This is a genomic window from Kluyvera sp. STS39-E (assembly GCF_040932435.1).
In the GTDB taxonomy this organism is placed as follows: Bacteria; Pseudomonadota; Gammaproteobacteria; order Enterobacterales; family Enterobacteriaceae; genus Kluyvera.
On the sequence record NZ_JBFQGA010000007.1, the window covers coordinates 208,824 to 221,547 of the forward strand.

The window sequence follows — 12,724 nt, forward strand, 5'->3', positions numbered from 1 at the left end:
AACAATATACCCGGTCGGCAACGTCTGCTCCGGGCAGGGGGTGTCTGTGAATAAATCGATCATTGATAAATACGTATTGCCGACCGCGCTGAAGATCGCCGGACAAAAACACGTTCTTTCGGTGCGTGACGGGATCATCCTGAACATGCCGTTTATGCTGATAGGCTCATTTTTCCTGATTTTCGCCTATCTACCGGTGCCGGGCTACGGCACGCTGATGACCGAGCTTTTTGGCGCAACGTGGCAGGAAAAAGTGCTCTATCCGGTTAAAGCGACCTACGACATTATGGCGCTTATCTCCAGCTTCGGTATCGCCTACCGACTGGCGGAGAAATACCGCACTCTCGATCCGCTGACCGCCGGGGCCGTTTCTCTGGTGGCCTTCGTGATGACCATTCCGCAACACATCATGTTTACGCCGGCGGGCAGCGACGTGGCGCAGTTGGTGAAAGGGGTGATGCCGATGGGACAGATTGGCAGCCAAGGGCTGTTCGTCGCCATCATGATTGCCTTGCTCTCAACCGAAATCTACCGCTTCGTTAACGACCGCAACCTGGTGATTCGTATGCCGGAAGGCGTTCCACCGGCGGTCGCAAAGTCATTCCTTGCGCTAATCCCCGGCTTCTGCGTACTGGCAGTCGTGCTGGGGCTGCGCCTGCTGGTTGAAGCCACACCGTTTGGCGACATCAACACCATGATAACCGAGCTGGTCGGCATTCCGATGAGCCATGTCGGTGGCTCACTGCCGGGGATGATTATCTCGGTACTGCTGATTGGCATCCTGTGGATGCTTGGCCTGCATGGCGACACCATCGTGCTGGTGTTTATTCGTCCGGTCTGGCTGAGCAATATGTCCGAAAACTTGGAGGCCTTTCAGAACGGCCTGCCTATTCCCCACATTATCACCCAGCAGTTCTACGACCTGTGGATTGCCCCGGGCGGTACCGGTGCGCTGTTAGGGCTGGTTATCTTTATGATCCTGCGCAGCCGCAGCGTGCAGATGAAACAGCTTGGTAAAATCGCCGCGCCGGGAAGCCTGTTTAACATCAGCGAGCCGATGGTATTTGGTATTCCGATTGTGATGAACCCGTACCTGGTGGTGCCATTTATCCTGACGCCAGTGGTGCTGGTGATCGTTTCCTACGTGGCGATGACCACCGGTCTGGTGGCAAAACCCGCCGGGATTGCGCTGCCGTTTACCACGCCGATTGTCGTCAGCGGCTATCTGGCAACCGGCGGGCATATCTCCGGTTCGGTGCTGCAGATCGTCAACCTTGGGATTTCACTAGTGATGTATTACCCGTTCTTCCGCATCTGGGATAACCTGAAATACCGCGAAGAGCAGGCCAGCAAGTCGCAGCAGACCGCGGCAATTACGCCGGTGACAGAACAGTAAGCTAGAGCGAGGGTAGGAATTCGTGGCCTCCCCTCACCCTAACCCTCTCCCCACGGGGAGAGGGGACAGCTTCAGAGCCGCTATCAGTCATGGCTCGGTTTGCTCCCTCTCTCTTTCTAAGGGAGAGGGACGGGGTGAGGGTTAGGGTATGATGGTCAAATAGACAAAACAAAAACGCCGGGCATTTGCCCGGCGTTTTATTTTATTGCTCGCACTTATTTTTTAATCTGCGCGTGCATTTCCTGTACGGAGGTCACTTTCTCGATAGCGTCCGCATTCAGCGCCATCGCGGTGGCGAAACCGCCGTTCAGGGTGGTGTCATAATGCACTTTGTACTGCAGCGCGCTGCGACGAATCAGCTTGGAGTCTTCAATCGCCTGACGCCCTTCGGTGGTGTTGATGATGTAGGTGTATTCGCCATTCTTGATACGGTCTTGAATGTGCGGACGGCCTTCATGCACCTTGTTCACCAGACGTGGATTGATGCCTGCTTCACCCAGCACAACCGCAGTACCGTGGGTAGCATCAAGTTCGAAGCCTTGTTTCAGCAGTTTTGCCGCCAGGTCAACAACGCGCTCTTTGTCACCTTCGCGAACGGAGAGCAGCGCACGGCCCTGTTTCTTCATGGTTGAGTTGCTGCCCAACTGTGCCTTGGCAAACGCTTCTGCGAAGGTGCGACCTACGCCCATCACTTCCCCGGTAGAGCGCATTTCTGGCCCTAACAGCGGGTCAACGCCCGGGAATTTGTTGAACGGCAGCACCACTTCTTTCACCGAGTAGTACGGTGGGATAATTTCTTCAGTCACGCCCTGTTGCGCCAGCGTCTGACCGGCCATCACGCGCGCCGCCACTTTCGCTAGCGGTACGCCGGTGGCCTTGGAGACGAACGGTACGGTACGTGCCGCACGCGGGTTGACTTCAATCAGGTAGACTTCGTTGTCTTTCACCGCAAACTGTACGTTCATCAGACCACGTACCTGCAGCTCGAAGGCCAGTTTCTGCACCTGTTGGCGCATCACGTCCTGAATTTCCTTGCTCAGCGTGTAGGCTGGCAGAGAACAAGCGGAGTCACCAGAGTGAACGCCAGCCTGTTCGATGTGCTCCATGATGCCGCCAATCAGCACCATTTCGCCGTCGCAGATAGCGTCAACGTCAACTTCGATGGCATCGTCAAGGAAGCGGTCCAGTAACACCGGCGCATCGTTAGAGACGCTCACCGCCGTCTGGAAGTAACGACGCAGATCCTGCTCGTCGTAGACGATTTCCATCGCGCGGCCGCCGAGTACGTAGGATGGACGTACTACCAGCGGGTAGCCAATCTCTTTCGCCTTCTCAACCGCCATTTCAATGGCGGTAACGGTGGCGTTAGCCGGTTGTTTCAGCTTCAGACGGTCAACCGCATGCTGGAAACGCTCGCGATCTTCTGCGCGGTCAATCGCATCCGGGCTGGTGCCGATAACCGGCACGCCTGCCGCTTCCAGCGCACGCGCCAGCTTCAGTGGAGTCTGGCCACCGTACTGCACGATAACGCCTTTTGGCTTCTCGATACGCACGATTTCCAGCACGTCTTCCAAGGTTACCGGCTCGAAGTACAGACGGTCGGAAGTGTCATAATCGGTAGAGACGGTTTCCGGGTTACAGTTGACCATGATGGTCTCGTAACCGTCTTCACGCAGCGCCAGTGAAGCGTGGACGCAGCAGTAGTCAAATTCGATGCCCTGACCGATACGGTTCGGGCCGCCGCCGAGGACCATGATTTTATCGCGGTCAACGGACGGGTTGGACTCACACTCATCTTCATAAGTGGAGTACATGTAGGCGGTGTCGGTAGCAAATTCTGCCGCGCAGGTATCAACACGTTTGTAGACCGGGTGCAGGTCGTACTGGTCACGCAGTTTGCGGATTTCCGTTTCACGTACGCCCGCCAGTTTCGCCAAACGCGCATCAGCAAAACCTTTACGCTTCAGGTGGCGCAGGAAGTCTGCATCGAGGCCATTAATACCGATTTCTGCAACTTTCTCTTCCAGACGCACCAGCTCTTCAATCTGCACCAGGAACCAGCGGTCGATGTTGGTCAGGTTGAAGACGCCATCGACGGACAGACCGGCACGGAAAGCATCAGCGATGTACCAGATACGCTCAGCGCCCGCGTCTTTCAGCTCGCGACGAATTTTGGTCAGCGCTTCTGGGTCATCAAGGCTCACTTTCGGGTCGAAGCCGGTCGCGCCGACTTCCAGGCCGCGCAGCGCTTTCTGCAAGGATTCCTGCTGGGTGCGGCCAATCGCCATCACTTCACCCACCGATTTCATCTGGGTGGTCAGACGGTCGTTAGCACCGGCAAATTTCTCGAAGTTAAAGCGTGGGATCTTGGTCACGACGTAGTCGATGGACGGCTCGAAGGACGCCGGTGTGCGGCCACCGGTGATGTCGTTCATCAGTTCGTCTAAGGTGTAACCTACCGCCAGTTTCGCCGCCACTTTAGCAATCGGGAAGCCGGTTGCTTTCGAGGCCAGCGCCGAGGAGCGGGAGACACGCGGGTTCATTTCGATAACGATCAGGCGACCGTCTTTTGGGTTCACCGAGAACTGGACGTTAGAACCGCCGGTTTCAACGCCGATTTCACGCAGTACCGCCATCGAGGCGTTACGCATGATTTGGTATTCTTTGTCGGTCAGCGTTTGCGCCGGTGCGACGGTGATGGAGTCACCGGTGTGAATCCCCATGGCATCGAAGTTTTCGATGGAGCAGACGATGATGCAGTTGTCGTTTTTATCACGCACCACTTCCATCTCGTACTCTTTCCAGCCAATCAGCGACTCATCAATCAGCAGCTCTTTGGTTGGGGAAAGATCCAGCCCGCGTTCGCAAATCTCTTCGAATTCTTCGCGGTTGTAGGCGATGCCGCCGCCGGTGCCGCCCATGGTGAAGCTAGGACGGATAATGCACGGATAGCCGACGTCAGCGGCAACCGCCAGCGCTTCTTCCATGGTGTGTGCGATGCCGGAGCGCGCGGTGTCGAGGCCGATTTTCTTCATCGCCACGTCGAAACGGCGGCGGTCTTCGGCTTTATCAATCGCATCGGCGGTGGCACCAATCATGGTGACGCCGAACTCTTCCAGCACACCCTGACGTTCCAGTTCCAGCGCGCAGTTCAGCGCAGTCTGGCCGCCCATGGTTGGCAGAACCGCATCCGGACGTTCTTTTTCGATAATTTTGCGTACCACTTCCCAGTGAATCGGCTCGATGTAGGTGGCATCAGCCATTTCCGGGTCGGTCATGATGGTCGCCGGGTTGGAGTTCACCAGGATGACGCGGTAACCCTCTTCCCGCAGCGCTTTACACGCTTGGGCACCGGAGTAGTCAAACTCACACGCCTGACCGATAACAATCGGGCCCGCGCCCAGAATCAGGATACTTTTTATGTCTGTACGTTTTGGCATGGCTCTTTAACTCCTGATTATTTCGCGGACTGACGGTATTGCTCAATTAACTCAATAAAGTGGTCGAACAGCGGTGCGGCATCGTGCGGCCCCGGGCTCGCTTCAGGGTGGCCCTGGAAGCTGAACGCCGGTTTATCGGTGCGATGGATGCCCTGCAGGGTGCCATCAAACAGCGATTTATGGGTCACACGCAAGTTCGCCGGCATGGAGGCTTCATCCACCGCAAAACCGTGGTTCTGCGCAGTAATCATCACCACATTGTTATCAATATCTTTAACCGGGTGGTTACCGCCGTGGTGACCGAACTTCATCTTGATGGTTTTCGCACCGCTCGCCAGCGCTAACAGCTGATGGCCAAGGCAGATGCCGAAGACCGGGACCTCGGTCTGAAGGAATTTTTCAATCGCTTCGATGGCGTAGTCGCACGGTGCCGGGTCGCCAGGGCCGTTTGACAGGAAGATACCGTCCGGATTCATCTTCAGGACGTCTTCTGCGGAGGTTTTCGCCGGAACCACAGTCAGGCGGCAGCCGCGATCAACCAGCATGCGCAGAATGTTGCGTTTCGCGCCAAAATCGTAGGCAACGACGTGGAATGGCAGCTCTTCTTCGGACTTCGCTTCTGGTAGTTCGCCTGTCAGCGTCCAGCTACCCTGCGTCCAGCCGTAGCTTTCAGCGGTGGTCACTTCTTTTGCCAAGTCCATTCCGTTTAAGCCCGGGAACGCTTTGGCTTTTTCCAAGGCCAGTGCCGCATCCAGGTTATCGCCTGCGATGATGCAGCCGTTCTGTGCGCCTTTCTCACGCAGCAGACGGGTCAGCTTACGGGTATCGATATCGGCAATTGCCACGATGTTATGGCGCTTGAGGTAGGAAGAGAGGTCTTCAGTATTGCGGTAGTTGCTGGCAATCAGCGGCAGGTCACGAATAACCAGACCCTGAGCGTGAACCTGAGAGGACTCTTCATCAGCGGCGTTGGTGCCGACATTACCGATATGGGGATAAGTAAGAGTGACGATTTGGCGAGAATAGGAAGGATCAGTGAGGATTTCTTGATAACCGGTCATTGAAGTATTGAAAACGACTTCCCCAACCGCCGAACCTGTTGCCCCTATGGCCCGACCGTAAAACTGGGTTCCGTCTTCCAGAACCAATAGCGCTGACTTAATCAAAACACCCTCCAGAGAATATTTACTCGCTTTATTTGCATATTAATTCATATCAATGGCACAAATCAATGCAAATTTGCTTACCACGTATTTCTGGCAAACGGCGGCATTCTAGTGACAGCCTCAGCAAAAGTCTACCATTAAGGGCTTTTTTTATTATTATTTTGTGGCACTGGCGAAATTGTACGCCAGTAATCGCCAAAAAGATCAACTAACTCATTGTAGAAAACGCTTGCGGGGCAGGATGTTTGTAAAAACGCTGGGGATGGTGCAACAAAGTAGACCAGATGGTCAAAATTTACATTTAACCAACACATTTTGAGCACAAAACATATAAAAATGATGACTTGAAAGAAATAGATATGATTTTAATTTATAAAATAAAGGGCAATAAAATATTGCCCTGTGTAATCAAGTAATTATGACTACAATAACCACATCACGATGGGTAATAAATTGTCATAGATCGTTCAAACTCAGTACATCACGCATATCAAAAAGACCATTTGACTTAAACTTAAGCCACAAAGCCGATCTCACTGCGCCATTAGCAAAGGTCATGCGGCTGGAAGCCTTATGTGTAATCTCCACGCGTTCACCGATATCAGCAAACATCGCGGTATGTTCACCCACAATGTCGCCTGCACGTACGGTGGCAAAACCGATAGTGCCCGGCACGCGTTCTCCGGTATAACCTTCACGCGAATAGACCGCGCAATCTTTCAGATCTTTATCCAGCGCCCCGGCAATAGCCTCACCCATCGCCAACGCAGTGCCTGACGGCGCATCCACTTTATGACGGTGGTGCGCTTCAATGATTTCGATGTCGGTGTAGTCGCCCATCACCTTCGCCGCTTTCTCCAGCAGCTTGAGCATCACGTTGACGCCAACGCTGAAGTTGGCCGCGAACACAATGGCAATCTCCTGCGAGGCATCGCGAATGGCCTGCTTGCCCGCGTCATCAAAGCCAGTGGTGCCAATAACCATGCTTTTACCGTGCTGACGGCAAAATGCTAAGTGCGTTAACGTGCCTTCCGGACGCGTAAAATCGATAAACACATCGAAATCATCTTTTACCGCTTCAAGGCTGCTCTGAACGGTGACGCCGGATTTCCCTGCTCCTGCCAGTTCGCCAGCATCGCTGCCCAGCAGACTGGAATTTTCGCGCTCTAGCGCGGCACCGAGCTGAACCCCTTCCATCGCCATCGTGGCCTGAATTAACTGCCGTCCCATGCGGCCGCCGGCGCCCGCAATGGCAACGCGGATTTGTGCATCATGCATAGCTATTCTCTTTTGTTAAAATTGCGTAAATCGTTTTCAGAGTAACCAGCCGGCGACAGGGTCGCCAGCCGAAAACGCCCATAATTAGAATTTAATGATAAACAGAGAGGAATATCAGTAAAAGACATGATTCATCCCGCAGGATGAATCAATAGCACAGGAAGAAAATGAAGTGAAACTTACTCAGAATAGAAAGGACCGACCGGGAAATGACTTAAAAACCAGGTCACCGCCAGTAAATCTGCGCTACCACCGGGGCTGAGGTTACGGAGAATTAGCTCGTCGTCAAACTGCTGCATCGCTTCAATCCCTCCTTCGACCAGCACCCCGCCCTGCCATAATAATTTTTGCGCCTGCTGCTGAACGTAATTGAGCCCTTCCAGCCCGCCGCGGGAAACTAGGTTGGTATCATCATTCCAGGCCATTAGATGCAATAACGTTTGCAGTAGTGCCAGATTGGTATCGTCATGCTCTTGAAGTACGCGGTGATATACGGGCAGCGCCTGTGTTCTGACGGTACGAAAACCGCTTTCCGCCTCACCGCGCGCGCCAGCCAGCCCATAGCGTAGAAAATGCATTTCACCCTTGCTGAGCTTGCCGCCTTTATCCAACGACAGTTCACGCGCCACCATATCCCGGCACAGGCTTGCCACGGTGTCGCAAATAGGGTTTTGCGACAGCGACTTCCCCTGCGCCATGAGGCGACCTATCGCGGTACTGAGCAACCCAAAAGCAAAAATCGCGCCGCGATGCGTGTTCACACCATCGGTCGCCTGTAGCATGTCGTTTTCACAGGCCAGTCCCAGTGGGCGGAGCATCACCAGCACCATCTGCGGATCCAAATCGGCGGTGCTGTTTCCCATGATGAAAAATTTTTCCATCCACGGTGCAATCGCCGCCGTACTCCGCTCAAAGGCGGCCAGATCCATATCACGATGAGCACCTGAATTGCGAATGTCCACCAGCCCTGGTTTAGGTGTCAACCGCACCTCGGTCAGTAACGCACGCGCCACCAGTGCGATAACATCTTCGGCTTTCAGCGTTACGCTAACTGGCGTATGCCTTTCCATCACTACGTTCACGCTCATAGCTATCAATCCTTCGTGCAATTTCATCCAACAAGAGGTCGAGAGAGTGTGCTCGACCTCGCGCACAGACATGAGCATCCTGCAGACAAATCAGGCATTGCCTAGCAGTTAGCCCCAGTTCACGACGTGAAAGCGACCGGGCGTCGCTATCAATCACGTCTATATCCCAGAGTCTTCCCAGCGGATGCTGCTGTTCCAGCATCGCCAAATGTCGCTTCAGCGCTTTAGCCGGTGCGCAGACCGCCGCCATCCATTCCGGGCCGGTCGGCGCATCCGTACGCGCCTCCCAGACGCTGACCCATTCCATCTGCTGGCAGACCGCCGCGATTTCTTGCAACGCATATTCTGCAACGCGCTGCCATACGGGGGAGTTTTTGACGGCTCCCGGCACCACCAGTGAAAATGAGATCAGCGGCAGTCGGTAACAGTCCAGTGCCTGGCGCTGACGCGCCGCGCGGCTATCACGCGCGTGGAGCATCGCTTCCAGCGTTACCGGCAGCCCATTGGCGAGGAGGTCTGCGCCATTCATCAGCGTTTGACCTGACGGACCACGTCGATAACCGAACCATCGCGATAGCGAACCACCGCCACCACCCGATCGGTAAAGGCGATAGGCTCCGGTTTACCCGTCAGTTGCTCCGCGCGCTGCTGGAGCTGCTCAATGGTCATCAACGCGACGCCAGCCTGTTTCAGGTTATCAATCAGATCCTGACGCGCTGGGTTCACGGCGATGCCGTGGTCGGTCACCAGCACATCGACGCTGGCGCCGGGAGTGATGTTGGTGAGCACCTTATCCACCACGCAAGGAATGCGCCCACGCACCAGCGGCGCGGTAATAATGGTGAGATCGGCCCCAGCCGCCGTGTCACTATGCCCGCCGGACGCGCCGCGCAGCACGCCGTTCGATCCGGTCATCACGTTCACGTTGTAGTTCACATCAATTTCCAACGCGCTGAGCATCACCACGTTCAGGCGCTCGCATGCCGCGCCTTTAGAGCCTGGGTTGGCGTATTGATTGGTGGAAATCTCGATGTGGTGAGGGTTTTGCGCCAGAGAACGTGCGGCGTCACCGTCAAAGGATTGGGTATCAAGCAGCGCTTTAATAAGCCCCTTCTCATGCAGATCCACCATCGTGCCGGTGATCCCACCGAGCCCAAAGCTGGCGGTAATGTTATGACGACGCATTTTGTCTTCGAGGAAACGCGTGACCGCCAGCGATGCGCCGCCAGTGCCGGTTTGTAACGAGAAGCCGTCATTGAAGTAGCCTGAGTGTTCAATCACCTCCGCCGCCTGACGTGCGATCAGCAGCTCGCGCGGGTTGCTGGACATACGAATCGCCCCCGCCGTGATCTTCGCCGGATCGCCCACCTCATCGACTTGGACGATATAGTCCACCTGATCTTGGGCAATGCTCGCCGGATAGTTCGGGTATGCCACCCACTCTTCTGTGAGCAGCACCACGCATTTAGCGTATTTCGCATCAACCTGGGCGTAGCCCAGCGAGCCACAGCGCGATTTTCCGCTAAAACCGTTGGCATTGCCGAACTCATCGCAGCACGGTACGCCGAGGAAGGCGACATCAATATTCAGCTCACCACTCTGGATAAGCTTCACCCTCCCGCCGTGGGAGTGGATCTGCACCGGATTCTCCATCAAACCGTCGGAGATCTCCTCGCCTAACTGGCCGCGCAGCCCGGAAGTGTAGATCTGGCGGATCACGCCATTTTTTATATGCTCGATAAGCGGCCAGTGCGCGTCAATCAGTGAACTGGAAGCCAGGGTTAAATCGCGAAAGCCCATGTCCGCAAGCTTTGCCATCACCATATTGACGACCTTATCGCCACCGCGGAATGCGTGGTGGAAGGATACGGTCATGCCATTTTTAAGCCCAGAGCGATGAATAGCCTCTTCTAACGAGTCGCATACCTTGCGCTGGCGTTTTTCGGTTTCGCAGGCCAGCCATGGGCTATTGTGAGTCACGCCCTGATAAGGCGCTAATCCTTCCGGCACGACGTATTGCTGTTCCAGCATGTTGATTGTCTCTTTCATGGTTCCCTCCTTAATCACGAATGCCGGAAGCCGACAGCGCTACTATTTTGCGGGCATGGGCGATAATCGGGCCGTCGATCATTTTGCCGTTCAGCGACACCACGCCAAGACCTCGGGATTCCGCCTCTTCGGCTGCGGCAATCACCTCTTGGGCGTGTTCCACCTGTTTTAGCGTTGGCGAATAGGCCTGATGCAGCAGCTCAATCTGGCGCGGATTCACTAGCGATTTACCGTTAAACCCAAGCCCTTTCGCCAGCTGTACCTCTTTGAGGAACCCTTCTTCATTGTTGATATCTGACCAGACCACATCGTAGGCCGCGATGCCGCCGACACGGGCGGCGTGCAGCACGGCGCAGCGCGCGTAAAACAACTCGCTGCCGTCGCCGCGGCAGGTGCCCATATCCATCACATAGTCGAAAGCCGCCAAAGCAATCGCCACCATACGCGAGCTTGAGGTGGCAATTTCCACCGCATTCACCACGCCTAGGGCCGATTCAATTGCCGCCATCAGTTTGGTGCTGCCCACTTCGCGCCCGCATTCGCGCTCAATGCGCTCAACGTGGGCTTCCAGTTCATGGACATCTTCTTTACGGTCAGTTTTTGGCAGGCGGACAATATCTACGCCAGCGCGGACAACGGCCTCTAAGTCAGTCAGACCGAACGGCGTATTCAGCGGGTTGATGCGCACCACTTTCTCAACGTCCCGATAAAAAGGATGCTGTAGCGCGTGATGCACCAACAGGCGGGCGGAGTCCTTTTCACGAAGCGAAACGGCATCTTCCAAGTCAAACATTACCGCGTCGGCGCCGTAGACAAATGAGGTACTCAGCATGGCGGCATTTGCGCCGGGGATAAACAGCATACTGCGACGAGGTTTCATAGCGCACTCCATTGGATTTCGGTTTGCTCTGCCGCGCGTAACGCTGCTGCCTGTACCCTTGCCCGCAAAATGCACTCCAGCGCCCCTTTGTCATCCACGCTGACCTGCGCACGTTCGACGCCCAGCTTCGCCAACGTTTCGCGAACTACGCTTTCAATCGCCGCGCCAAACTGCTGCTTTACGAGGCTCTCCAGCTCCAGCCGGATACCCGGCTCAGAGGAAGGGCCAATCCTGACCATCGCATCGCTGGATTCCAGCGTGCCGGCCAGGGCATCCTTAATGATTTCCATAGGTTATGTTCCTTATTAACGGTATTACGTCATGCGGTTTCGGTCTGTTCCGCGGCAAGGCGCTGTAAAAAATCCAGCGTCCCGGCAGGCACCAGCGTGCTCACCGCCCGCCAATCGCGTTCGGCGTAGAGCTTTCTGACCCGCGAGGCGGAAATGGGAGCACCGCCTTTTTCCATACGCGCTAGCTCCACCACGTCAATTGCCGGGCCGTGGACGTGCGGGGAGCTCAAAATGTGATGCATCCGCTGGTTATAGGCGCGCGTCAGAGAGCAGAACGGTTCATCGCCAACAAAACGGTGGGTGATGCCCAGCGCGGGCGCCAGATGTTCGCGAAATAGCTGAAGATCGATCTGGCTGTGGCAATCATCCACCGCCCCCTTTTCTTTGAGGAAGTAGGCTGGGAAGGTCGCTCGCGAAATGAGATAGGCCGACCCAGGATGCAGCGTGAGGTTCTCTATGCCGGCAACTCCTTGCTCAATCAGCGCCCAACGATCGATGTAGCGAAACTGCGATGCGTCTTCTTTCACCACAAACAGATGTAGCCAGTCGCACCGTGCCGCCGCCTGTTCAATCAGATAGCGATGACCGAGGGTAAAGGGATTGGCGTTCATCACGATGGCACCAATCGTCTTTCCCGGCTGGCGATAGAGCGCCAACTGGCGACAAAAGCGGGCCAGTCGCTCGCTGCTGTTCTCCATCAGCACCGCTAGCGTTCCCGCCTGGGCGATGGGCCAGAATCCCGCACCGGAGAACAACACGCTATTTTCCGGTTTGGTAAACAAAAACAGCTCGCTGCGGTTTAGTTCATAGGCCAGCGTAAGCAACTCGGTCAGCAGCTTCAGACTCAGCTCCTCACCCTGTATGGCGGGAGAGACGGCGATGCATTTAAGGACGTTGCCCGCGATAGCACCGCAGCCCACGATGTCGTTTTGCCACTCGGCGCAAACCACCACTTCGCAATCGATCTCTAGAGAGAGCCCGGCCTGTTTCAGAAAGCTCGCCACCGCCTGGTGCCGCCTTTGGTCTTTTTGCGGATAAATACGTTTAAACGTTAGATTCATTATTCTGCGTCCGTAAGCAAACAACGCCGCATATTTCGCCAGCGTTTACACTATTCGTCTGGAATATGAATCACAT

10 protein-coding genes are annotated in these 12,724 nt (G+C 55.3%); 1 reads left to right on the forward strand and 9 read right to left on the reverse strand.

All coding sequences use genetic code 11. The features are described 5' to 3' along the window. Positions 1–46: 46 nt before the first annotated feature. Positions 47–1,396 carry a PTS cellobiose transporter subunit IIC gene (celB, locus tag AB4K05_RS17085; protein ID WP_368481136.1) on the forward strand — a complete coding sequence of 450 codons (1,350 nt, stop codon included), beginning with the start codon at positions 47–49 and terminating at the stop codon, positions 1,394–1,396. A gap of 215 nt (positions 1,397–1,611) precedes the next feature. On the opposite strand, the gene carB is transcribed toward celB, so the two are convergent. The 9 genes from carB to citC all read right to left on the reverse strand — a co-directional run bounded on the left by carB (position 1,612) and on the right by citC (position 12,648). Then, positions 1,612–4,836, reverse strand: a complete 3,225-nt coding sequence (gene carB / locus AB4K05_RS17090; protein WP_368481137.1) for a carbamoyl-phosphate synthase large subunit — start codon at positions 4,834–4,836, stop codon at positions 1,612–1,614. A 17-nt stretch (positions 4,837–4,853) separates the two neighbouring features. Beyond that, positions 4,854–6,002 (reverse strand): glutamine-hydrolyzing carbamoyl-phosphate synthase small subunit, encoded by a 1,149-nt coding sequence (carA, locus tag AB4K05_RS17095; RefSeq protein ID WP_368481138.1) that lies wholly within the window; start codon positions 6,000–6,002, stop codon positions 4,854–4,856. 456 nt (positions 6,003–6,458) lie between these two features. Beyond that, the gene (dapB, locus tag AB4K05_RS17100) at positions 6,459–7,280 is read right to left on the reverse strand and encodes a 4-hydroxy-tetrahydrodipicolinate reductase (RefSeq protein ID WP_368481139.1); all 822 of its coding nucleotides are present in this window, start codon (positions 7,278–7,280) and stop codon (positions 6,459–6,461) included. Positions 7,281–7,459: 179 nt separating this feature from the next. Further along, a complete protein-coding gene (gene citG, locus AB4K05_RS17105) occupies positions 7,460–8,368 on the reverse strand; it encodes a triphosphoribosyl-dephospho-CoA synthase CitG (RefSeq protein ID WP_368481140.1) in 909 nt (302 codons plus the stop codon). After that, positions 8,328–8,897, reverse strand: a complete 570-nt coding sequence (gene citX, locus AB4K05_RS17110) for a citrate lyase holo-[acyl-carrier protein] synthase (RefSeq protein WP_368481141.1) — start codon at positions 8,895–8,897, stop codon at positions 8,328–8,330. The genes citG and citX overlap by 41 nt, the downstream gene beginning before the upstream one ends. Continuing rightward, positions 8,897–10,417, reverse strand: a complete 1,521-nt coding sequence (gene citF / locus AB4K05_RS17115; protein WP_368481142.1) for a citrate lyase subunit alpha — start codon at positions 10,415–10,417, stop codon at positions 8,897–8,899. The genes citX and citF overlap by 1 nt, the downstream gene beginning before the upstream one ends. Positions 10,418–10,427: 10 nt before the next feature. Further along, positions 10,428–11,297 (reverse strand): citrate (pro-3S)-lyase subunit beta, encoded by an 870-nt coding sequence (gene citE, locus AB4K05_RS17120; protein ID WP_368481143.1) that lies wholly within the window; start codon positions 11,295–11,297, stop codon positions 10,428–10,430. Further along, entirely contained in the window at positions 11,294–11,587 is a 294-nt protein-coding gene (gene citD, locus AB4K05_RS17125) for a citrate lyase acyl carrier protein (RefSeq protein WP_368481144.1), read from the reverse strand. Before citD ends, citE begins: the two co-directional genes overlap by 4 nt. Positions 11,588–11,616: 29 nt before the next feature. Further along, positions 11,617–12,648 (reverse strand): [citrate (pro-3S)-lyase] ligase, encoded by a 1,032-nt coding sequence (gene citC / locus AB4K05_RS17130; protein WP_368481145.1) that lies wholly within the window; start codon positions 12,646–12,648, stop codon positions 11,617–11,619. Positions 12,649–12,724: the final 76 nt, after the last annotated feature.